The following is a 20,775-nucleotide window of genomic DNA, read 5'->3' on the forward strand; positions in this document are numbered from 1 at the left end:
GGAGCGGGCACCGAGGCGGGGGCGTCGGCAGCCCCCCGTCACTGTAGCGGAGGGGTGCGCGCGCCCCGCGCCGTGTGACGCCGCCGGTCAGCTCAGCGAGACCAGGCTCTCGACGCCGAGGACGAGCTGCACGTCGAGCGAGAGCGCCGCCGAGAGGCAGAGGGCCGCCGCGAGCAGTCCGACGCGCGCCGGGAGCCCCCGGCGGCGGCCGAGCAGGACGGCGACGACGAAGCAGGCGACCGGCAGCACCAGGCCGAGCAGGAGCACCGCCCAGCCCGTCGGATTCAGGTCGGTGCCGAGGGAGGCCGCGTAGCTGCGCAGGCCGATCAGGTTGCCGACCGCCTCCCAGACGTCCCAGGCGAAGAAGAGCGCGAACACCACGGCGACGAGGACGGAGGCGGCCAGGCGCCGGCCGGGCCGGTCGCGCCGGCCGGTCCCGCCGAGGGTGGCCCGGGTCGAGTCGGTCATCAGGCCCCCTTCAGGAACGGCAGCGGAGCGAGGAGGACGAGTCCGGCGACCAGCCAGAGCACGCGGATGCGCACCCGGGCGTCGCGGGTGGCGAGGAGCGCCACGGCGAACCACACCGGCGGCGCCAGGACCGCCAGCCAGAGCCCGAGCGAGTAGAGGGCGCCGCCGAGCGCATCGCCCGCGAAGCCGGCCGCGGCGACCGGCGACTGCCGCGTCGCCGTGATCGCCCAGGCGATGGCGTACAGGAGGTAGAGGCCGGCCGCGATGCCCGCGGCGATCAGCAGAGCGGACGAGGACGCGGCCTCGTCGTCGGGGTCCTCGTCCTCGGAGTCGTCGTCGTCCGAGCCGTCGTCCGCCGGGCCCGCCCCCGCGACCGTGCGGGGCGTCCGGCGCACGCGCGCCGTCCCCGCGGCGAGCGTCGGGTCCGCGCCCTCGCCCGCCCACTCCAGGGCCTCGTCGTCGGCGTCGTCCTCCGGGCCGGCGTCCGGCCCGCGGTCCACCGGCGGGGTCGCCGCGTCGTCGTCCTCCGGGGAGCGGCCCGGTCCACCATCGATCACCGCAATACCCTAGCCGCGCGCACCTCGCAGGAGGCTCGGAGCCCGCCGCCGCCTCCCCGACACCCGGCGGACACCCCGCGTCCTCCCCTGGGGGCGAGGCTGAGCGGATGGACGACCGCCGCCGCCGCTTCGTCGCCCTCGGCGACTCCTTCACGGAGGGGGTCGGCGACCCGCACCCGCGCCTGCCGAACGGAGTGCGCGGCTGGGCCGACCGCGTCGCCGAGCGCCTGGCGAAGGCCGAGCCGGGCTGGGAGTACGCGAACCTCGCCGTCCGCTCGAAGCGCCTCGCTCAGATCACCGAGGACCAGCTCGCGCCCGCCCTCGCGCTCCGCCCCACCCTGATCACGCTGTACGCCGGCGGCAACGACATCCTCGACCTCGGCACCGACACCGTCGATCTGATCACCCGCTACGAGGCGCTCGTCGACGCGCTCGCGACCACCGGCGCCTCCCTTGTGCTCTTCACCGGCGTCGACATCCCGGGACTGCCCGCCCCGCGGATGTTCCTGCGCCGCAACCACCTCTACAACAGCGCCGTCCGCCGGATCGCCCGCGAGCGGGGCGCGATCCTCGTCGACTACTGGGCGATGCGGGAGTTCCACTCCCCCGTGCTCTGGTCGCCCGACCGGATGCACCTCTCCAAGCGCGGCCACCGCGTCCTGGCCGGCCGCGTGCTCGACACGCTCGGCGTGCCGCACACGATCTCGACCGGGCCCTGGGACGCTCCCGAGCCGCTCCGCCTCCGCGCGCGGCTGCGCGAGCAGCGCCGCTGGGCGGCCGACTGGGTCCTCCCCCTCGTCGGCCGCAAGCTGCGCCGGGTCACGCTCGGCGACCACCTCTCGCCCCGGTGGCCGGACCCCGTCCTCGTCCCGCCGAAGGGCGGTCTCCGCCGTCTCGTCCGCGAGCTCGAGCGGTAGTCGCGCCCCGGACGCGGAGGAGCCCCGGCCCGGCGAGGGGATCCCGGTGGACGGGTCCCTCGTCGGGCCGGGGCTCCCCCGGTCGACGCGGTGCGACTAGCGCGCGACGCTGCCGTCGGTGTAGTCCTCGTCGGTCTGCTTCCAGGCGAAGAGCTTGCGCAGCTCGCGGCCGGTCTCCTCGATCGGGTGCTTCTCGCCCTTCGCGCGCAGCTCCTGGAACTCGGGTCCGCCCGCGTCCTGGTCGCCGATGAAGCGCTTCGCGAAGGCGCCGCTCTGGATGTCGCCGAGGACGGCCTTCATGTTCTCCTTCACGCGCGGGTCGATGACGCGCGGGCCGGAGACGTAGTCGCCGTACTCGGCGGTGTCGGAGACGCTCCAGCGCTGCTTGGCGATGCCGCCCTCCCACATGAGGTCGACGATGAGCTTGAGCTCGTGCAGCACCTCGAAGTAGGCGATCTCGGGCTGGTAGCCGGCCTCGACGAGGGTCTCGAAGCCGTACTGGACGAGCTGCGAGGTGCCGCCGCAGAGCACGGCCTGCTCGCCGAACAGGTCGGTCTCGGTCTCCTCGGTGAAGGTGGTCTTGATGACGCCGGCGCGGGTGCCGCCGATGGCCTTCGCGTAGGACTTCGCGGTCTCCCAGGCGGTGCCGGTCGCGTCGTTCTCGACGGCGATGATGTCCGGGATGCCGCGGCCGGCGACGAACTCGCGGCGCACGGTGTGGCCGGGAGCCTTCGGCGCGATGAGGATGACGTCGACGCCCGCGGGCGCCTCGATGTAGCCGAAGCGGATGTTGAAGCCGTGCGCGAAGGCGAGGGTCTTGCCCTCGGTCAGCGCGGAGGCGATCTGCTCGCTGTAGATCGCGCGCTGGTGCTGGTCCGGCGCGAGGATCATGATCAGGTCGGCCCAGGCCGCGGCGTCGGCGACGCTCTTGACCTCGAAGCCGTCGTCCTCGGCCTTGGCGGTCGACTTCGACCCCTCCTTCAGCGCGATGACGACCTGAACGCCGGAGTCGCGGAGGTTCTGCGCGTGCGCGTGGCCCTGCGAGCCGTAGCCGACGATCGCGACCTTCTTGGACTGGATGATGGAGAGGTCGGCGTCGGCGTCGTAGATGAGCTCGGTCACGTGGTGAGTCCTTTTCTGTAGTGGAGAGTTCGCGGTCAGTTCTTGAAGACGCGCTCGGTGATCGACTTGGAGCCGCGCCCGATGGCGAGCAGGCCCGACTGCGCGATCTCCTTGATGCCGTAGGGCTCGATCACCCGCAGGAACGCGTTGGTCTTGCCGGTGTCGCCGGTGACCTCGATCACCAGGGCGTCGGTCGCGACGTCGACCACGCGGGCGCGGAAGAGCGTGACGGCCTCGAGCACCTGCGAGCGCGTGACGTTGTCGACGCGGACCTTGACGAGCAGGTGCTCGCGCTGGACCGACTGGTCGGTGTCGAGCTCGACGATCTTGATCACGTTGACGAGCTTGTTGAGCTGCTTCGTGACCTGCTCGAGCGGCAGGTCCTCGACGTCCACGGCGACCGTGATGCGCGAGAGCCCGGCCAACTCGGTCGGACCGACCGCCAGCGACTCGATGTTGAAGCCGCGGCGGGCGAACAGCCCGGCGACACGGGTGAGCAGTCCCGGCTTGTCCTCGACGAGCAGGGAGAGAACGTGGTGCGTCATGCGGGTCTACTCCTCGTCGTCCCAGGTCGGGCTGTGGTCTCGGGCGTACTGGACGTAGCTGTTGGAGACGCCCTGCGGGACCATCGGCCAGACCATGGAGTCGCGGCTGACGACGAAGTCGATCACCACGGGCCGGTCGTTGGTGGCGATGGCGAGGCGGATGGCGTCGTCGATCTCCTCCGGCTTCGTGACGCGGATGCCGAGCGCGCCGTAGGCGTCGGCGAGCTTCACGAAGTCGGGCACCCGGACGGTGTCGTGACCCGTGTTGAGGTCGGTGTTGGAGTAGCGGCCCTCGTAGAACAGGGTCTGCCACTGGCGCACCATGCCGAGCGAGGAGTTGTTGATCACCGCGACCTTGATCGGGATGTCGTTGATCGTGCAGGTGGCGAGCTCCTGATTGGTCATCTGGAAGCAGCCGTCGCCGTCGATCGCCCACACGGTGCGCTCGGGCTCGCCGACCTTGGCGCCCATCGCCGCGGGCACGGAGTAGCCCATGGTGCCGGCGCCGCCGGAGTTCAGCCACGAGTTGGGGCGCTCGTACTTGATGAACTGCGCCGCCCACATCTGGTGCTGGCCGACGCCGGAGGCGAAGACGCCCTCGGGGCCGGTGATCTCGCCGATGCGCTTGATGACGTACTGCGGCGAGAGCAGGCCGTCGTTCGGCTCGGTGTAGCCGAGCGGGAACTCCGTCTGCAGGCCCTTGAGGTAGCTCCACCACTCGGAGGTGTCGGCGCGGCCGTCGGCGGAGGCCTTGGCGAACGCGTCGGTGAGGTCCGGGAGGACGTCCTTGAGGTCGCCCACGATCGGCACGTCGGCGGTGCGGATCTTGGAGATCTCGGCCGGGTCGATGTCGACGTGCACGACCTTGGCGTGGGGCGCGAAGAGCGCCGCCTTGCCGGTCACGCGGTCGTCGAAGCGCGAGCCCAGCGCGAGGATCAGGTCCGCCTCCTGCAGCGCGAGCACCGCGGGGACGGTGCCGTGCATGCCGGGCATGCCCAGGTGCTGCTCGTGCGAGTCCGGGAACGCTCCGCGCGCCATCAGCGTGGTCACCACGGGGGCGCCGCAGGCCTCGGCGAACGCCTTCAGCTCGGCGGCCGCGCGGGCGCGGATGATGCCGCCGCCCACGTAGAGCACCGGCTTCCGCGACTCGACCAGCAGCTGGGCCGCGGCCTGGATCTGCTTGCCGTGGGCCTTCGTGACCGGACGGTAGCCGGGCAGGTCGATCTTCGGCGGCCAGAGGAACGGCGCCTGGTCCTGCTGCGCGTCCTTCGTGATGTCGACCAGCACGGGGCCGGGGCGGCCGGTGGTGGCGATCAGCGCGGCGGAGGCGAGGGCCGAGGGGATGTCCTCGGGACGCGTCACGAGGATGGAGTGCTTCGTGATCGGCATCGTGATGCCGACGATGTCCGCCTCCTGGAACGCGTCGGTCCCCATGAGCGTCGAGAACACCTGGCCGGTGATCGCGAGCATCGGGACGGAGTCCATGTAGGCGTCCGCGATCGCGGTGACCAGGTTGGTCGCTCCGGGGCCCGAGGTCGCGATGCAGACGCCGAGCCTGCCGGTCGCCGAGGCGTAGCCCTCGGCGGCGTGGCCGGCGCCCTGCTCGTGGCGGACCAGGATGTGCCGGATCTTCGAGGAGTCCATCAGCGGGTCGTAGACCGGGAGGATCGCGCCGCCGGGCAGGCCGAAGACGTCCTCGATCCCGAGCATCTCGAGCGAGCGGACGACCGCCTGCGCTCCGGTGAGGACCTCGGCCGCGGGGGCGGCCCCGGGAGCGGAGGCGGGTCGGGGTGGCTGGGGCGTCGGTGCGGGCTGCACGGCGGACGGATCCGGAGTCATGCGGGTGTCGATTCCTTCAGGAGGTGGTGCGGCGGCGGGCAGAGCCGGAGGCGAGTGCCCGGGAACGCGAGTGCGCGGCCGGCCGGAGCGGGCCGGGTCACCCGGTGACGGCGCCCTCGGCTGCCGAGCGGACGAGCTTGGCGTACTTGGCGAGGACACCGCGGGTGTAGCGCGGAGGGAGAGGGGCCCAGCCTTCTCGGCGGGCGGCGAGCTCGGACTCGTCGACGAGTAGGTCGATCGAGCGAGCGGCGATGTCGACCCGAATCGGGTCTCCGTCGCGAACGAATGCGATGGGACCTGCGTCCACCGATTCGGGAGCTATGTGGCCGATGCACAGGCCGGTTGTGCCGCCTGAGAATCGTCCGTCCGTCAACAGTAGTACATCTTTTCCGAGCCCGGCCCCCTTGATGGCGGCGGTGATGGCGAGCATCTCGCGCATGCCGGGACCGCCCTTGGGGCCCTCGTAGCGGATGACCACCACGTCGCCCTTCTCGATCCGGCCCTCGGTCAGAGCGTCCATCGCGGCGCGCTCGCGCTCGAACACGCGGGCCGGACCCTCGAAGACGGAGGCGTCGAAGCCGGCGGTCTTGACGACCGCGCCCTCGGGGGCGAGCGAGCCCTTGAGGATGGTGAGCCCGCCGGTCGCGTGGATCGGGTTGTCGAGGGTGCGGATGACCTCGCCGTCCAGCGGCGCGATGTCCATCGCGGCGAGGTTCTCGGCGACCGTTCTCCCGGTGACCGTCAGGCAGTCGCCGTGGAGCAGCCCGGCGTCCAGGAGCGCCTTCATCACGGCCGGGACGCCGCCGTGGCGGTCGACGTCGTTCATGACGTACTTGCCGAAGGGCTTGAGGTCGCCGATGTGCGGGATCGTGTCGCCGATGCGGTTGAAGTCGTCGATCGTGAGGTCGACCTCGGCCTCGTTGGCGATCGCGAGCAGGTGCAGGATGACGTTGGTCGACCCGCCGAAGGCCATCGCCACCGCGATCGCGTTCTCGAACGCCTCCTTGGTGAGGATGTCGCGGGCCGTGGTGCCGTTGCGCAGCAGCTCGACGACGGCCTCGCCGGACTTGCGGGCGAAGTAGTCGCGGCGGCGGTCGGCGGCGGCGGGCGAGGCGGAGCCGGGCAGGCTCATGCCGAGCGCCTCGGCGACGCTGGCCATGGTGTTGGCGGTGTACATGCCGCCGCAGGAGCCCTCGCCCGGGGCGAAGGCGCACTCGATGCGCTTGGCGTCCTCCTCGGACATGATCCCGGCCTTGACGCCGCCGACGGCCTCGAAGGAGTCGATGATCGTGATGTCCTTCTCGGTGCCGTCCGAGAGCTTGACCCAGCCCGGGGCGATCGAGCCGGCGTAGACGAACACGGCGGCGAGGTCGAGGCGGGCCGCGGCCATCAGCATGCCGGGCAGCGACTTGTCGCAGCCGGCCAGCATGACGGTGCCGTCCAGGCGCTCGGCCATCATCACGGTCTCGACGGAGTCGGCGATGACCTCGCGGGAGACGAGCGAGAAGTGCATGCCCTCGTGGCCCATCGAGATGCCGTCCGAGACGGAGATGGTGCCGAACTGGAGCGGGTAGCCGCCGCCGGAGTGCACGCCCTCCTTCGCGGAGCGCGCGAGGCGCTCGAGCGAGAGGTTGCAGGGGGTGATCTCGTTCCACGAGGACGCGATGCCGATCTGGGGCTTCTCCCAGTCGTCATCGCCCATCCCGACCGCCCGCAGCATCCCGCGCGACGTCGTGGCCTCGATGCCGTCCGTGACGGTGCGCGAGCGGGGCTTCCAATCGATTTCCGGCATGCGATGAGGCTACCGCCTCGCGCGCGGTGCCCCTGCTCGCCGGGCGGACCCGGACCGGCCCGCGCACCCGTCCCGGCCCCGGCCTCCGGCAGCGGCACCGGATGCGGACGTCCCCGCGGATCTCCGACTCGTCGCGAACGGCCGCTCCCCGCGTCGGCGGACGGCCGTCCTCGGCGAGTCGGCGATCCGGGACCCGCTGGCGCTGACCGCCGGAAGGGGGCTGCTACTCCGCGCGCAGGTCGGCCAGCAGCCGGAGTGCGTGCGCGACCTGCTCGGGACCGCGGACCCGGTAGGAGGCCGCGGTGGTGCCCTCGCCGCTCTTGATGCCGACGTCGCCGGAGCCGAGGACCGCGAAGGCGTCCTCGTCCGTCACGTCGTCGCCCGCGTAGAGCACGGCGGTCGCGCCGGTGTAGCGGCGGAGGTGCTGCACGGCCTCGCCCTTGGTGGTCGAGCGGACCGAGAACTCCAGGACGTTCTTGCCCTCGCGGACGGTGACCCCCTGCACCTCGGCGCGCGCCTCGGAGAGGGCGACGACGTGGGCGACGCGGCTGTGGCGCTCGGTCGCGAGGCGGGTGTGCAGGGCGAAGCCGGCGGGCTTGTCCTCGATCCAGACGTTGTCGATCCCGCGGGCGATGCCCTTCAGGACGTCCTCGAGCACTCCCACCTTCTCGAGCTCGTCGTCGTCGAGCCGGACCGCGTCCTCCTCGGGGTCGAGGCGGATCTCGATGCCGTGGGAGCCGACCAGCAGCGCCTCGTCCGGCAGCTGCGAGACCTCCTCCAGGCTCCCGAGCGCCCGGCCGGAGACCAGCGCGACCCGGGTGCCGGGGAGGGCGAGGAGCCGCAGCACGGCCTCGCGCGCCTCGGGGAGCGCCCGCGCGCGGGCGGGGTCGTCGACCTCGGGCGCGAGGGTGCCGTCGAAGTCGAGGGCCACCAGGAGCCGTTCGGTCGCGGCGAGCTCCCGCAGCGCCGCCGCGAGCCGCTCGGGCACTCCTTCGCTCATCGCGCGCCGCCGTCGAGCTCGCGGTCGTCGGCGGCCTCCCGCTCGAGCTCGGCCGCCTGTCCGTGGGCCGCGTCGTCGCGGTGCTCGGCCTCCTGGCCGTGCGGCGCCTCCTGCCCGCGGGCGGCGGGCCGCACGTCGAGCTGCTGGCCGGCCGCGTGCTCCGCGAGAGCGGAGAGGAACGACTCGGACCAGCGCGCCACGTCGTTCTCGAGCACGCGGCGACGGAGCGCGCGCATGCGCCGGGTGCGCTCGACGCGCGGCATCCGCGCCGAGGCCTCCATCGCGTCCTTCAGCCCCGAGATGTCGTGCGGGTTCACCTGCACGGCCTGCTTGAGCTCGTCGGCCGCTCCGGCGAACTCGCTCAGCACGAGCACGCCGTCGTTGTCGAAGCGGGACGCGACGTACTCCTTCGCGACGAGGTTCATCCCGTCGCGCAGCGCCGTCACGAGCATGACGTCGGCGGCGAGGTAGAGCGCCACCATCTCCTCGCGCGGGTAGCCGTGATGGAGGTAGCTGATCGCCGGGTGCCCGAGCGTGCTGTAGTCGCCGTTGATCCGGCCGACCTGCAGCTCGATGTCGTCGCGCAGCTGCCGGTAGGTGTCCACGCGCTCGCGGCTCGGGCTCGCGACCTGCACCAGCACCGCGTCCTCGGAGGTGAGGCGGCCGTCCGCCAGGAGCTCGCCGAAGGCCTTCAGGCGGTGGCCGATCCCCTTGGTGTAGTCGAGCCGGTCGACGCCGAGCATGATCGTCGCGGGGTTGCCCAGCTCGGCGCGGATCTCGGCGGCGCGGGCCTGGATCTCGGGGGTGCGCGCCATCGCCTCGAACGACGCGGAGTCGATCGAGATCGGGAAGTGCCGGGCGACGACCGGGCGCACGCTCGCCCCGCGCCGCGAGCGGTTGACGCGGCGGGTGCCGCCGACGGCCTCCTCCTCGACCGGGACCTCGACGACCGTGCTGCGGGTGTCGTAGCCCAGCAGGCGCCGGACCGCGCGGAGGAAGCTGCCCGCGTCTCCCTGGCGCTGGAAGCCGATCACGTCGGCGCCGAGCAGGCCCTCGACGATCTGCCGGCGCCACGGGAGCTGCGCGAAGATCCCGTAGGGCGGGAACGGGATGTGGTTGAAGAAGCCGATCGTGACGTCGGGCCGGAGCTCCCGCAGCATCTTGGGCACGAGCTGGAGCTGGTAGTCCTGGACCCAGACCACGCCGTCCTCCTCCGTCACGGCCGCGGCCGCCTCGGCGAAGCGCTGGTTGACCCGCACGTAGGCGTCCCACCAGTCGCGGTGGTAGGTCGGGGGCGCGATCACGTCGTGGTACAGCGGCCAGAGCGTGTCGTTCGAGAAGCCCTCGTAGTAGTCCTCGAGCTCCTGCGCGCTGAGGGCGACGGGGACGATCTGCACGCCGTTGTCGACGAACGGGGCGACCTCCTCATCGGCCACGCCGGGCCAGCCGACCCAGGCGCCCTCGTTCGCGCGCATCACCGGCTCGAGCGCGGTGACCAGCCCGCCGGGCGAGGTCTTCCAGGACGCGGTGCCGTCCTCGGCCACGACGCGGTCCACCGGGAGGCGGTTCGAGACGACCACGAACGCGTTGCGCTCGGTCCCTCCCGAGGTCCCGGCGTCGGTCCTGTCAGCGGCGGAGGAGGCGGAGGCGGAGTGCGGAGGAATGGTGGTCCCTTTTCGTCGGTCGAGCCGTCGTCGTGCCCGTCGAGGCTATCAGCCGGCCCCGCTCGGGGGACGGGGGATCAGCCCTGCACGAGGGCGAGGGCGAGCGTCGCTCCGCCCACCGTCGGGACGACCGCGACGAGTCCGAGGAGCGCGTACTGGCGCCACGAGACGTGCACGCCCAGCGCGGTCAGCCTCTGGTGCCAGAGCAGGGTGGCGAGCGAGGCCCACGGGGTGATCAACGGTCCGGCGTTCACGCCGATCAGCAGGGCGACCAGGCGGAGCGGATCCGCCGCGACGGGCTCGAGGGCGAGGTAGGCGGGCAGGTTGTCGACCAGGTTGGAGGCGACCGCGCCGGAGCCGGCGAGGCGCAGCAGGTCGAGCGTCCCGCTCCCCTCCCCCGCGACCACGGCGAGCGCCGCGCCCAGCCCGAGCTGGTGCGCCGCCTCCATCGCCACGAAGAGGCCCGCCGCGAAGACGACGAGCTGCCACGGCAGGAGGGCGGGCGTGAGCGCCGCGGGACGGCGCACCGCGAAGAGGACGATCAGCGCGACCGCGGCGACCGTCGCCGGGATCCACACCTCGAGGCCCGAGACGAGCGCCGGCAGGAGCAGCGCCACGACGGTCCCCGCGCCGATGAGCAGCACCCGGTCCTCCACCGGCGTCCGCTCCCCCGGGGTGTAGCGCCCGGCCAGCTCGCGCCGGTAGCGGATCGCGAGGATCAGCACGGGCACGACGGCCGCGACGAGCGCGGGCACCGCGGTCAGCGCGGCGAAGGCGAAGGGGCCCTCGACCCCCAGGCGCCGCTGCGCGAGCAGGTTGGTGAGGTTCGAGACGGGGAGGAGGAGGGAGGCGCAGTTCGCCAGCCAGACCGTGGCCATCGCGAACGGCAGGGGCGGGACGCGCACGTGCGCCGCGAGCAGGACCACGACCGGGGTCAGGAGCACGGCGGTCGTGTCGAGCGAGAGGAACACCGTGCTGACGACGGCCATCGCCACCACCAGCAGCCAGAGCACCGCGGTCCGCCCGCGGCCCCACTCGGCGGAGCGCTCGGCGACCACGGTGAAGACGCCGGCCTCGGAGGCCAGCTCGGCGACCACGGTCACCGCGACCACGAAGCCGAGGATCGGCGCCGTCCGCTCGACCAGCTCGCCCAGCGCGTCCATCGGGAGGACCCCCGTGACGACGGCCACCGCCCCGACGACGAGCAGCACCGCCCCGATCACAGCCGTGCGCATGTCGTTCCCGTTCTCCTCGGCGTGCCCCGGCTCGAGGATTCGGGTCCCGGCGGCGGTCCACCGTAGCGGGACAACCCCTCGGTGCTGTCAAGCGTTCCTCTGAGAGCTTTCGCACCCGCTAGCGTCGGGGTGAACACGGGAGGCACACGCATGCGCAAGTTCATCCTCAACTCCAGCGTCATCAGCGCGATCGTCGGCGGCTGGTCGATCCTGCAGACCACGCGCAAGGGCCCGCGCGACTGGCGCCTGGCCCTCCAGTGGGTCAGCTGGGCCATCTCGGTCACCGTCGCCCTGGGCTCCGTGTCCTACGACTCGAAGGAGATCGTCAAGGAGGAGCGCGGCAGGAAGCGCGACCGCTAGGCCCTCCTGACGCGCCGCCTCCCCGCGGGGCGGCGTGTCAGCCGGTCTCCCGACCCGGTGGCGGCGACACTGTTCCCAGTCGCTGCCGGCACGGGAAACGGGGTTCGTCATGAGGTTTCGTCTGAGGCGTCGCAAGGCGGCCCCCGAGGTCGTCGAGGCGGCCCCCGTCCTCACGCAGGACGAGCTCTTCGCCGTCGTCCACGAGCGGCTCGCGGCCTTCGTCGGGTCCGAGGGCGCCTGGGTCGTCACGCGCCGCAGCCACGACGACCGCGACCCGATCTTCCACGGGATGCTCGCGCGCTCCCTCGCCCACGAGCTCTCCGCCGCCATCCAGGAGGAGCAGCTCCGCGCCGGCGCCGAGCGGACGTCGTCCCCGGTCACCGAGGCGATCCCCGTGATGCGCGCCTCCACTCCCCCGGTGGAGCCGGCCGCCCTCACCTGGGAGCCGAAGCCGATCGCCGTCTGGGCGGAGCCGGCCCCCGCCGACGTCGCCGTCGACACCCCCGTCGCGACCCGCTCCTGACCCGAGCGGTCGGCCGGCGGGCTCGCCCTCCGGCCGACCCGACGAGCGACGTCGCCCTTCCCGCTGATCGAGGAGGCGGCGCGGCCGCCGTCCCGAGATCCCCCGCGGCCGCCCCTCCCCCGGCCGCCCGTCAGAGCGTCGGCCAGCTCCCGGGTCCCTCGCTGCCCGCCGGGTACTCGTCGAGCGGCACCCGGTCCGCGTGCCACGCGTCGATCGCGGGCTGCACGATGCGCCAGCACTCCTCTGCGGCGTCCCCGCGGACCGAGAGCGACGGGTCGTCGTCGAGGATCCCCGAGATGACCTCGCCGTACGCCAGCAGCTCGCCCGCGCCGAAGGTCGCCTCCAGCGAGGCGCGCTCGAGCGTGTACGGGTCGCCGGGGCCGTTGATGTTCAGCTCGAGCGACATCTGGTCAGGCGCGAGGAACAGCCGCAGCACGGACGGCGCCTCGGTGCCGACGAAGCCGCGGGGCAGGTGCGGCACCGGCTTGAAGCGGATGACCACTTCGCGCCGCCGCTCCCCGAGCGCCTTGCCGGAGCGGAGGGTGAACGGCACGCCTGCCCAGCGCCAGGTGTCGATCTCGACGACCAGCTCGGCCAGCGTCTCGGTCCGGCGAGCGGGGTCCACGCCCTTCTCGTCCGCGTAGGCGGGCAGCTCGCGCCCGTCGATCGTCCCCGCCGTGTAGCGGGCGCGGCGCGAGCTCGCGGCGGGGTCGTCGCCGTGCAGGCGGGTGGCGCGCAGGACGATCGACTTCGCGTCCCGGAGGTCGGCCGCGTCGAGCGAGGACGGCGGCTCCATCGCGATCACCGCGAGGACCTGCAGCAGGTGGCTCTGGATCATGTCGGTCAGCGCGCCCGCGCCGTCGTAGTAGCTCGCCCGCCCCTCGAGGGCCAGCTGCTCGTCGTAGACGATCTCGACGCTCTCGATGTGCTCGGCCGACCACAGCGGCTCGAGGATCCGGTTCGCGAAGCGCAGGCCGAGCACGTTCATCACGGTCGCGCGGCCGAGGAAGTGGTCGACGCGGTGGATGCGGTCCTCGGGGACCAGCGCGGCGAGGCGCTGGTTGAGGGCGTGCGCGCTCGCCTCGTCGGTCCCGAACGGCTTCTCCAGCGCCAGCACGGTGCCCTCCGGCAGGTCGTGGGCGGCGAGCGCCTCGCAGGCCTTCGCCGCGATCGCCGGCGGGAGGGCGAAGTAGACCGCCACCGGACCGTCGCAGCTCGCGAGCAGTGCGGCGAGCGCCTCCGGATCGGTGACGTCGATCTGCTGGTAGCGCGTGCCGGAGGTGAGCGCGTCCACGCCCTCGCCCTGCGCCTCGACGGTGGCGAAGGAGGCGGTCAGCACCTCGTGCCAGTGCTCCTGGGTCCAGTCCTCGCGTCCCGCGCCGACGAGATGGACCCGCCGGTCGGTCTCGCGGGTCAGCAGCTGGCCGACGGCGGGGAGGAGGAGCCGCGAGGACAGGTCCCCCGTCGCTCCGAGGATGAGCAGGGTCGAGACGGTCTGTGCCATGCGGCTCACCCTACGGCGGCGCTGAAGAGCCCCGCTCCGCCTTGACTGGGAGGCCACAGCCGCACCTGAGAGGATCGCCGCATGGTCTCCCCGATCGAGGACTACGCCGTCCTCTCCGACTGCCGCACGGCCGCTCTCGTCTCCCGCGACGGGGGGATCGACTGGCTGTGCCTGCCGCGCTTCGACTCCGCCTCCGTCTTCGGCGCCCTCCTCGGCGGCGACGACCAGGGGCGCTGGTCGCTGCGGCCGGTGGACGGGGAGGCGACGAGCGAGCGCCACTACCTCGGCGACACGCTCGCGCTGGTCACCCGGTGGACGACTCCCACCGGCGTCGTCGAGGTGGTCGACGTGATGCCGCTGCGCGACGAGCGCGCCGAGCTGGTGCGCCGGGTGCGCGGAGTGTCGGGGACCGTCCGGATGCGGCAGGAGGTGCGCATCCGCTTCGACTACGCCCGCACCATGCCGTGGGTGCGGCAGGAGGGGACGGACGAGGATCCGCTGCTCGTCGCCGTCGCCGGGCCCGACGCGGTCGTGGTGCGCGGAGTGCGGTTGAAGGCCGTCGACCACGCCCACGCGGCGGAGTTCGACGTCGACGCGGACGCGGTCGTCGACCTCTCGATGGCGTGGTTCCCCTCGCACCAGCGGGCGCCGAAGCGCCTCGACGTCGACCGCGCGCTGGAGCGCACGCTCTCCTGGTGGTCCGAGTGGGCGTCGGCGATCGACTACGACGGGCCGCACCGCGACGCCGTCGTCCGCTCGCTGCTGACCCTCCGCGCCCTGACCGACGACGAGACCGGCGGCATCGTCGCGGCGGCGACCACCTCGCTCCCGGAGCAGTTCGGCGGCGCCCGCAACTGGGACTACCGCTACGTCTGGCTCCGCGACGCCTCGCTCACCCTGCAGGCCCTGCTCGCGCACGGGTTCGAGCAGGAGGCGCAGAAGTGGCGGGCCTGGCTGCTCCGCGCGGTCGCGGGCGCGCCGGAGGACGTGCAGATCATGTACGGCCTCGCCGGCGAGCGCGACCTGCCCGAGCGGGAGATGCCGAGCCTGCCCGGCTACGACGGCGCCTCCCCCGTGCGGATCGGGAACGCCGCCGTCGACCAGTACCAGGCGGACGTGATCGGCGAGGTGATGGTCGCTCTGCACGAGGCCCGCGTGGCCGGAGTGGACGAGACGGAGTTCTCCTGGCCGCTCCAGCGCGCGCTCCTGGGCTTCGTCGAGACCAACTGGCAGCGGCCGGACAACGGCATCTGGGAGATCCGGGGCGAGCCGCGGCACTTCACGCACTCGCGGGTCATGATCTGGGCCGCGCTCGATCGGGGCGTCCGCGCCGTGCGCGAGAACGGTCTGCCCGGTCCGGTCGAGACCTGGGAGCGCCTCCGCGACGAGGTGCGCGCCGAGATCGAGGCCCAGGGCTTCGACGCCGAGCGCGGCCACTTCGTGCAGTCCTACGGCTCGCCCGAGGTCGACGCGTCGCTCCTCGTGCTGCCGATGGTCGGCTTCGTCCCCGCCGACGACCCGCGGATGCTGGGCACCGTCGCCGAGCTGGAGCGCGTGCTCCTGCAGGACGGCCTGCTGCACCGCTACCGGACCGAGTCCTCGGTCGACGGCCTCGCCGGCGGCGAGCACCCGTTCCTCGCCTGCTCCTTCTGGCTCGTCCGGCAGTACGCCGACTCCGGCCGGATCGACGACGCGCGGACCCTGATGGACCGGCTCGTCGGGCTCTGCAACGACGTGGGCCTCCTCTCGGAGGAGTACGACGTCGAGGGCCGCCGGCACGCGGGGAACACTCCCCAGGCCCTCTCCCACCTCGCCCTGGTGCAGGCGGCCGACGCGATCGCGGCAGCCCGATGAGGCGCCGCCGCGTCGTTCTCGCGAGCATCGGCGGAGTCCTCGGAGTCGCGGTCCTCGGCTTCCTCACCTGGAGCTCGATCGTCAGCGGCCCCGACGAGGACGCCCTCGCCCGCGTGCGCGCCGATCCGGCGATCGCGGTCGAGCGCACGGACGACGCGCACGTGATGACGCCGACCTCGACCGGCGAGCTGGCCGGCACGGGCCTGGTCTTCATCCCCGGAGCGAAGGTCGACGCCTCCTCCTACGAGGCGACCCTGGCTCCGCTGGTCGAGGCCGGGGCGACCGTCGTGATCACGCGGCCGATCCTGCACCTGGCCTTCTTCGATCTCCGCTCGCTCGAGACCTTCACCAGCCAGGCCGAGGGCGTCGACCGCTGGCTCGTCGGCGGCCACTCCCTCGGCGGCGTCAAGGCATGCCAGTGGGCCGAGGACCCGGCGGTGGCGGGCCTGGTGCTGCTCGGCAGCTACTGCGCGAACGACCTCTCGGGCTCCGGGCTCCCCGTCCTCAGTGTCAGCGGATCGGAGGACGGGCTCAGCACGCCGGAGAAGGTCGCCGACGCGAGCGTCCGGCTGCCCTCCTCCGCCGACCTCGTCGAGATCGACGGCGCCAACCACGCCGACTTCGGCTGGTACGGGCCGCAGGCGGGCGACGGCGAGGCGACCATCAGCCACGAGGAGGCGGACGCCCGCATCGCCGAGGCCCTCCTGGGCTTCAGCCGCGAGGTCGGCTGAGTCGCCCGCTCCCGCTTGACCTCGAGCGCACTCGAAGTCGTAGGTTGACGCCATGTCCACCGCCACCGCCGCCCCGGCCGAGCCGGAGGTGCTGTCGATCTCGCAGGTCGCCGCCGTCACCGGTCTCACCGTGCACACCCTGCGCTACTACGAGCGCGCCGGGCTCATGCTCGACCCGGTCGAGCGCGCCTCGTCGCAGCACCGCCGCTACCGGCCGGCCGACGTCGGCTGGGTCGACTTCCTCACCAAGCTCCGCGCGACCGGGATGCCGATCGCGAGGATCCGCGAGTACGCCCGGCTCCTCCGGATCGGGCCCGCCACGGAGCCGGAGCGCCTCGCGCTGCTCCGGACGCACCGCGAGGAGGTCGAGGCGCAGCTCGCCCGGACACACGCCAGCCTCGCTGCGATCGACATCAAGATCGCGGCGTACCAGGAGAGGACCACCCACTGATGAAGACGATCACCCTCGGATCCGACGTCGCCGCTCTCGAGGTCTCGCGCCTCGGTCTCGGCGCGATGGGCATGTCGGCGTTCTACACCGGCGCCGGCACCGACGACGCGGAGTCGATCCGCACCGTGCACCGCGCCCTCGAGCTCGGCGTCACGTTCCTCGACACCGCCGAGATCTACGGCCCGTACACCAACGAGGAGCTGCTCGGCCGCGCGCTGGCAGGCCGCCGCGACGAGGTGGTGCTGGCGAGCAAGTTCGGCATGATCCGCCACCGCGGCGACGGGGGCCGCGGACTCGACGGCTCCCCGGAGAACCTGCGGCTCGCCGTCGAGGGCTCGCTCGCGCGCCTCGGCACCGACCGCATCGACCTCTACTACCAGCACCGCATGGACCCGGGCGTCCCGGTCGAGGAGACCGCCGGGGCCTTCGCGGAGCTGATCCAGGAGGGCAAGCTCCGCGGCTACGGCCTCTCGGAGGCGGCGCCAGCGACGATCCGGCGCGCTCACGCCGTGCACCCGGTCACCGCTGTGCAGTCCGAGTACTCGCTCTGGACCCGCGACCCCGAGGCGGAGGTGCTGCCGGTCCTCCGCGAGCTCGGCATCGGCTTCGTCCCGTACTCGCCGCTGGGCCGCGGCTTCCTCACGGGCAGCATCCGCTCGGTCGCCGAGCTGGGCAGCGACGACTTCCGCCGCGACAACCCCCGCTTCGCCGACGGAGCGCTGGAGGCGAACCTCCGCATCGTGGAGGCCGTCGACCGTGTGGCGGCAGAGGCGGACGCGACCGCCGCGCAGGTGGCGCTCGCCTGGCTGCTCGCCCAGGGCGAGGACATCGCTCCGATCCCGGGCACCAAGCGCGTCTCGCGCATCGAGGAGAACGCGGCCGCGGACGCCCTCGTGCTGACCGCGGAGCAGCTCGACGTCCTCGGCGCGCTCGAGGCCCCCGTCGGCGACCGCTACGCCGACATGAGCTCCGTGAACCGCTGACCGCTCTGCGGGACGCCGCTCGCCGCGCGCACCCCGGGCGCGGCCGTGCGAGCGGCGTCCTCGCAGGAGTCAGTCCCGCGGCGGCAGCTCCCGCTTCGGGGTGTCCCGCTTCGGGGTGTCCCGCAGGTCGATGAGACCTGTGAACATCGCCCCCCGCTCGTTCGAGCGCTCGTCGCCCGAGAACAGGTTGTCCGGGGCGGAGGACCCGTGCCGGCGCGGGGTCGCGGCGCGAGCGGGCTCCCGCTCCATCTCGACGCGCTGACGCGGCAGGGCGACGGGGTCGTTCTCGTGCAGCCACGAGACGAGCCGCTCGCGCACGTAGCAGCGCAGGTCGAAGAGCGTCGGCGCGTCCTTCGCGGTGACGAGCACCCGGATCCGGACGAAGCCGCCCGTCGCGTCGGTCACCTGCAGCACGCTGGTGCGCCGGTCCCAGAGGTCCGTCTCCTCGAGCATGCGGTGCAGCTCGTCGCGCATCTGCTCGGGGCTCACCCGCCAGTCCAGGTCGAGCTCGACGGCGCCGAGCAGCTCGGACCCGGTGCGGGTCCAGTTCTGGAACGGCTGGGTCGTGAAGTAGTTCGTGGGCAGCACCAGGCGGCGGTCGTCCCAGAGGTGGACGACGACATAGGTCAGCGTGATCTCCTCGATCCGCCCCCACTCGGTCTCGACGATCACCACGTCGTCCAGGCGGATGGCGTCACTGAAGGCGAGCTGCATCCCGGCGAAGATGTTCGTGAGGCTCGACTGCGCGGCCAGGCCCGCCACGATCGAGAGCACGCCGGCCGAGGCCAGGAGGCTCGCACCGGCCGTACGGGCCTCGGGGAAGGTCAGCAGCGAGGCGCCGATCGCGATGACCACGACGGCCGCCACGGCGACCCTCCGGATGATCGTCATCTGCGTGCGGAGGCGGCGTGCCCGGCGGTTGTCGGCCGTGTCGGTCCGGTAGCGCTCGGCGCCCAGGTCCTCGAGGAACACGAACAGGGATCCGATCACCCACGCCGCCGCGCCGATCGTGGCGATCTGGAACACCCGCTGCACGAGACCCGGCCAGGGGTCGCCCGACACGGTGGCGGCGAGCGCGGCCCAGACCGCGATGGTCATCAGCAGCACGCGGAACGGGATGCGCAGACGCCGGATCAGCAGGCGCGCCCAGGTCTTGCGCTTGCCGACCGAGCGCAGCACGAGGGCGACGACGGCGGTCGCGACCACGGCGATCACGACCGCGATCACCACGGCGAGCGCGATCGAGCCGATCACGGGGAGGACGTCTTCGGGCACATCGGTCCTTTCTGGAGGGGAAACGGAAGCGAACGGAGATCCTGCCACGCGAACGGGGGTCGGTCCGCATTCTGCGCCGGACACCGTGCGGATGCTCAGGCGCCTGTTGGCGTCGGCGGACGGAGACGTCGACCTCGCCTGGAGCACCGTCGCCCGGACCTTCACGCGGACGGGCATCACCCTGAGCCTGACCGCCGCCGCAGACGACCAGGCCCGGGCCTTAGACGCGCTCGACGTCGGGATCGGCTCCACGAGCGCCGGCTTCCGCGGAGTCCTGCCGCCTTTCGACCCGTCGACCGCCGCACCCTCCAGCGAGTGAGCACGGGCCGGCGCTCCCCCCGCGGGCGCTCCGAGGAGGTCGGGAACGGACTCGGACCGGGAACGACGAAGCCCCGCACCTCACGAGGAGGTGCGGGGCTGGTGGTGCACCCCCTCGGACTTGAACCGAGAACCCACTGATTAAGAGTCAGTTGCTCTGCCGATTGAGCTAGAGGTGCGTTCCGGCCGGCTGATCGTGCGTGCCGAACCGAGGGATCACATTACCAGCGTCTCCCCCCGTCTCGTCAAATCGAGCGCGACGGAACGCCCGCGGCAGCGATCGGAGGCTCCGCGGGACCCACCGGTATCGTGGTCGCGTGACCCCGCAGAGCAGTGACCAGAGCTTCGACGACGACCTCCGACTCGCCCTCCGCCTGGCGGACGCGGCCGATGCGATCTCGCGGGAGCGGTTCGGCGCGCTCGACCTCGTCGTGGACACGAAGCTCGACCGCACCCCGGTCACCGACGCCGACCGCGCCGTCGAGGAGGCGATCCGCGCGCTGCTCGCCGCCGAGCGTCCGGACGACGCGATCCTCGGCGAGGAGTTCGGCACCTCGGGCGAGGCCTCGCGGCAGTGGATCCTCGACCCGATCGACGGCACCGCCCACTTCCTCCGCGGCGTCCCGATCTGGGCGACCCTGATCGCGCTCGCGGTCGACGGCGTCCCCGTCGTCGGAGTCGTCTCCGCTCCCGCTCTCGGCACGCGCTGGTGGGCGGCCGAGGGCTCCGGCGCCTGGGCCGTCGAGCTGGAGGCCGGGGCCGAGCCGCGACCGCTGCGCGTCTCGGGGATCGACACGCTCGCCTCGGCGACCTTCAGCTACAACAGCATCCAGCAGTGGGAGGGCGCGGGCCGTCTCCCGCAGCTGCTCGAGCTCGCCGGCGCCGTCTGGCGCGACCGGGCGTACGGGGACGCGTGGCCCTACATGCTCGTCGCCGAGGGTCTCCTCGACGGTGCGGGCGAGTTCGACGTGAAGCCCTACGACCTGGCGGCCCTGGTGCCGATCGTGCAGGAGGCGGGCGGCCGCTTCACCTCCGCCGACGGGGAGGACGGGCCGTGGCACGGCAGCGCCGTCGCCACCAACGGCCTGCTGCACGACGAGGTGCTCGCGATCGTGGCGCCGCGATGAGGAGCCGGACGGCCGCGCTCGCCTCGGCGGCGCTCCTCCTGCTCCTCTCGGGCTGCTCCTCCGTCGTCGGGCCGGACGGCCCGGAGGCCGTGCGTGACGAGGGCGGCACGGTGGCGACCGCCGGCGTCACCGACGTGTTCTCGCTGCGGCGCGGCGACTGCCTGGCCGACCCGGGCGACGACCGCATCGCCGACGTGGACGTCGTCCCGTGCGCCGAGGAGCACGCACTGGAGGTCTTCCACACGTTCGCGCAGCCCGGAGACCGCTACTCCAGCCGCAACACGCTGCTCGCCCAGGCCGAGGCGGGCTGCGAGCCGGACTTCGGCGCCGTGATGGGGATCGCCTACGGCGACTCCGCCCTCGAGTACCGCTCGCTCGTCCCCTCCGAGGTCGGCTGGCGCCATGGAGACCGCACGATCGTCTGCGCGGTCCTCGATCCGGCCGACGACTCCACCACCGGCAGCCTCTTCGGCTCCGCTCGCTGACCACGGCTCCGATCGACCCCCGTTC

General features: G+C 72.8%; 21 protein-coding genes and 1 tRNA gene. 10 read left to right on the forward strand and 12 right to left on the reverse strand.

Translation table 11 applies throughout. The features are described 5' to 3' along the window. Positions 1–87: 87 nt before the first annotated feature. Both C5C36_RS06670 and C5C36_RS06675 read right to left on the reverse strand, forming a co-directional pair. Positions 88–468 (reverse strand): hypothetical protein, encoded by a 381-nt coding sequence (locus C5C36_RS06670; protein ID WP_104309447.1) that lies wholly within the window; start codon positions 466–468, stop codon positions 88–90. Further along, positions 468–1,025 carry a hypothetical protein gene (locus tag C5C36_RS06675; RefSeq protein ID WP_104309448.1) on the reverse strand — a complete coding sequence of 186 codons (558 nt, stop codon included), beginning with the start codon at positions 1,023–1,025 and terminating at the stop codon, positions 468–470. Before C5C36_RS06675 ends, C5C36_RS06670 begins: the two co-directional genes overlap by 1 nt. Positions 1,026–1,132: 107 nt before the next feature. On the opposite strand from C5C36_RS06675, the gene C5C36_RS06680 reads away from it, so the two are divergent. Next, a complete protein-coding gene (locus C5C36_RS06680; protein ID WP_104223538.1) occupies positions 1,133–1,942 on the forward strand; it encodes an SGNH/GDSL hydrolase family protein in 810 nt (269 codons plus the stop codon). 96 nt (positions 1,943–2,038) lie between these two features. Here C5C36_RS06680 and ilvC read toward each other — a convergent pair whose 3' ends face one another. The 7 genes from ilvC to C5C36_RS06715 form a co-directional block, all read right to left on the reverse strand. Beyond that, the gene (ilvC, locus tag C5C36_RS06685; protein ID WP_104223539.1) at positions 2,039–3,064 is read right to left on the reverse strand and encodes a ketol-acid reductoisomerase; all 1,026 of its coding nucleotides are present in this window, start codon (positions 3,062–3,064) and stop codon (positions 2,039–2,041) included. A gap of 35 nt (positions 3,065–3,099) precedes the next feature. Beyond that, positions 3,100–3,609, reverse strand: coding sequence for an acetolactate synthase small subunit (gene ilvN / locus C5C36_RS06690; RefSeq protein ID WP_104223540.1), 510 nt, complete (start codon positions 3,607–3,609; stop codon positions 3,100–3,102). Between the two features lie 6 nt (positions 3,610–3,615). Further along, positions 3,616–5,448, reverse strand: a complete 1,833-nt coding sequence (locus C5C36_RS06695; protein ID WP_104268713.1) for an acetolactate synthase large subunit — start codon at positions 5,446–5,448, stop codon at positions 3,616–3,618. A gap of 97 nt (positions 5,449–5,545) precedes the next feature. Beyond that, the gene (ilvD, locus tag C5C36_RS06700) at positions 5,546–7,240 is read right to left on the reverse strand and encodes a dihydroxy-acid dehydratase (RefSeq protein ID WP_104233215.1); all 1,695 of its coding nucleotides are present in this window, start codon (positions 7,238–7,240) and stop codon (positions 5,546–5,548) included. Between the two features lie 223 nt (positions 7,241–7,463). Next, positions 7,464–8,240: a trehalose-phosphatase gene (gene otsB, locus C5C36_RS06705; protein WP_104262689.1), complete on the reverse strand. Its 777-nt coding sequence runs from the start codon at positions 8,238–8,240 to the stop codon at positions 7,464–7,466. Continuing rightward, positions 8,237–9,820, reverse strand: a complete 1,584-nt coding sequence (locus C5C36_RS06710; protein WP_104250140.1) for a trehalose-6-phosphate synthase — start codon at positions 9,818–9,820, stop codon at positions 8,237–8,239. The genes otsB and C5C36_RS06710 overlap by 4 nt, the downstream gene beginning before the upstream one ends. A 161-nt stretch (positions 9,821–9,981) precedes the next feature. Beyond that, the gene (locus tag C5C36_RS06715; RefSeq protein ID WP_104247451.1) at positions 9,982–11,139 is read right to left on the reverse strand and encodes an SLC13 family permease; all 1,158 of its coding nucleotides are present in this window, start codon (positions 11,137–11,139) and stop codon (positions 9,982–9,984) included. Positions 11,140–11,289: 150 nt separating this feature from the next. On the opposite strand from C5C36_RS06715, the gene C5C36_RS06720 reads away from it, so the two are divergent. Together C5C36_RS06720 and C5C36_RS06725 are read left to right on the forward strand one after the other, a co-directional pair. Continuing rightward, positions 11,290–11,499 carry a hypothetical protein gene (locus C5C36_RS06720; protein ID WP_104226242.1) on the forward strand — a complete coding sequence of 70 codons (210 nt, stop codon included), beginning with the start codon at positions 11,290–11,292 and terminating at the stop codon, positions 11,497–11,499. Positions 11,500–11,608: 109 nt separating this feature from the next. Further along, positions 11,609–12,022: a hypothetical protein gene (locus tag C5C36_RS06725; RefSeq protein WP_104233213.1), complete on the forward strand. Its 414-nt coding sequence runs from the start codon at positions 11,609–11,611 to the stop codon at positions 12,020–12,022. A 130-nt stretch (positions 12,023–12,152) separates the two neighbouring features. Here C5C36_RS06725 and C5C36_RS06730 read toward each other — a convergent pair whose 3' ends face one another. Beyond that, positions 12,153–13,526, reverse strand: a complete 1,374-nt coding sequence (locus tag C5C36_RS06730) for a glucose-6-phosphate dehydrogenase (protein WP_181127335.1) — start codon at positions 13,524–13,526, stop codon at positions 12,153–12,155. Between the two features lie 81 nt (positions 13,527–13,607). Between C5C36_RS06730 and C5C36_RS06735 the strand changes: the two genes are divergently transcribed. The 4 genes from C5C36_RS06735 to C5C36_RS06750 are packed head-to-tail and all read left to right on the forward strand — an operon-like array spanning position 13,608 to position 17,545. Further along, a complete protein-coding gene (locus C5C36_RS06735) occupies positions 13,608–15,380 on the forward strand; it encodes a glycoside hydrolase family 15 protein (protein WP_104309449.1) in 1,773 nt (590 codons plus the stop codon). Then, on the forward strand, positions 15,377–16,111 hold the full coding sequence (locus C5C36_RS06740; protein WP_104309450.1) for an alpha/beta hydrolase: 735 nt from the start codon (positions 15,377–15,379) through the stop codon (positions 16,109–16,111). The genes C5C36_RS06735 and C5C36_RS06740 overlap by 4 nt, the downstream gene beginning before the upstream one ends. Before the next feature lie 52 nt (positions 16,112–16,163). Next, positions 16,164–16,562, forward strand: a complete 399-nt coding sequence (locus C5C36_RS06745; protein WP_104223551.1) for a MerR family transcriptional regulator — start codon at positions 16,164–16,166, stop codon at positions 16,560–16,562. After that, a complete protein-coding gene (locus tag C5C36_RS06750) occupies positions 16,562–17,545 on the forward strand; it encodes an aldo/keto reductase (protein WP_104226238.1) in 984 nt (327 codons plus the stop codon). Before C5C36_RS06745 ends, C5C36_RS06750 begins: the two co-directional genes overlap by 1 nt. A 69-nt stretch (positions 17,546–17,614) precedes the next feature. On the opposite strand, the gene C5C36_RS06755 is transcribed toward C5C36_RS06750, so the two are convergent. After that, a complete protein-coding gene (locus C5C36_RS06755) occupies positions 17,615–18,820 on the reverse strand; it encodes a mechanosensitive ion channel family protein (protein ID WP_258063236.1) in 1,206 nt (401 codons plus the stop codon). A 91-nt stretch (positions 18,821–18,911) separates the two neighbouring features. On the opposite strand from C5C36_RS06755, the gene C5C36_RS17550 reads away from it, so the two are divergent. Further along, positions 18,912–19,139, forward strand: coding sequence for a hypothetical protein (locus C5C36_RS17550; RefSeq protein WP_181127348.1), 228 nt, complete (start codon positions 18,912–18,914; stop codon positions 19,137–19,139). A gap of 102 nt (positions 19,140–19,241) precedes the next feature. Here C5C36_RS17550 and C5C36_RS06760 read toward each other — a convergent pair. Then, positions 19,242–19,317 (reverse strand) — tRNA-Lys (locus C5C36_RS06760). A 138-nt stretch (positions 19,318–19,455) separates the two neighbouring features. Here C5C36_RS06760 and C5C36_RS06765 point away from each other — a divergent pair. Together C5C36_RS06765 and C5C36_RS06770 are read left to right on the forward strand one after the other, a co-directional pair. Further along, entirely contained in the window at positions 19,456–20,265 is an 810-nt protein-coding gene (locus C5C36_RS06765) for an inositol monophosphatase family protein (protein WP_104223554.1), read from the forward strand. Further along, positions 20,262–20,750 (forward strand): septum formation family protein, encoded by a 489-nt coding sequence (locus tag C5C36_RS06770; protein WP_104287966.1) that lies wholly within the window; start codon positions 20,262–20,264, stop codon positions 20,748–20,750. Before C5C36_RS06765 ends, C5C36_RS06770 begins: the two co-directional genes overlap by 4 nt. Positions 20,751–20,775: the final 25 nt, after the last annotated feature.

Source organism: Rathayibacter sp. AY1G1, from assembly GCF_002932095.1.
Classification (GTDB): Bacteria; Actinomycetota; Actinomycetes; order Actinomycetales; family Microbacteriaceae; genus Rathayibacter.

Coding starts and splice junctions, on each gene's coding strand:
- C5C36_RS06715 (WP_104247451.1), bottom strand. CDS start 11,139: ATGCGCACGGCTGTGATCGGGGCGGTGCTGCTCGTCGTCGGGGCGGTG.
- C5C36_RS06745 (WP_104223551.1), top strand. CDS start 16,164: ATGTCCACCGCCACCGCCGCCCCGGCCGAGCCGGAGGTGCTGTCGATC.
- ilvD (WP_104233215.1), bottom strand. CDS start 7,240: ATGCCGGAAATCGATTGGAAGCCCCGCTCGCGCACCGTCACGGACGGC.
- C5C36_RS06770 (WP_104287966.1), top strand. CDS start 20,262: ATGAGGAGCCGGACGGCCGCGCTCGCCTCGGCGGCGCTCCTCCTGCTC.
- C5C36_RS06740 (WP_104309450.1), top strand. CDS start 15,377: ATGAGGCGCCGCCGCGTCGTTCTCGCGAGCATCGGCGGAGTCCTCGGA.
- C5C36_RS06720 (WP_104226242.1), top strand. CDS start 11,290: ATGCGCAAGTTCATCCTCAACTCCAGCGTCATCAGCGCGATCGTCGGC.
- otsB (WP_104262689.1), bottom strand. CDS start 8,240: ATGAGCGAAGGAGTGCCCGAGCGGCTCGCGGCGGCGCTGCGGGAGCTC.
- C5C36_RS06670 (WP_104309447.1), bottom strand. CDS start 468: ATGACCGACTCGACCCGGGCCACCCTCGGCGGGACCGGCCGGCGCGAC.
- C5C36_RS06730 (WP_181127335.1), bottom strand. CDS start 13,526: ATGGCACAGACCGTCTCGACCCTGCTCATCCTCGGAGCGACGGGGGAC.
- C5C36_RS06680 (WP_104223538.1), top strand. CDS start 1,133: ATGGACGACCGCCGCCGCCGCTTCGTCGCCCTCGGCGACTCCTTCACG.
- C5C36_RS17550 (WP_181127348.1), top strand. CDS start 18,912: ATGCTCAGGCGCCTGTTGGCGTCGGCGGACGGAGACGTCGACCTCGCC.
- C5C36_RS06750 (WP_104226238.1), top strand. CDS start 16,562: ATGAAGACGATCACCCTCGGATCCGACGTCGCCGCTCTCGAGGTCTCG.
- C5C36_RS06735 (WP_104309449.1), top strand. CDS start 13,608: ATGGTCTCCCCGATCGAGGACTACGCCGTCCTCTCCGACTGCCGCACG.
- ilvN (WP_104223540.1), bottom strand. CDS start 3,609: ATGACGCACCACGTTCTCTCCCTGCTCGTCGAGGACAAGCCGGGACTG.
- C5C36_RS06725 (WP_104233213.1), top strand. CDS start 11,609: ATGAGGTTTCGTCTGAGGCGTCGCAAGGCGGCCCCCGAGGTCGTCGAG.
- C5C36_RS06695 (WP_104268713.1), bottom strand. CDS start 5,448: ATGACTCCGGATCCGTCCGCCGTGCAGCCCGCACCGACGCCCCAGCCA.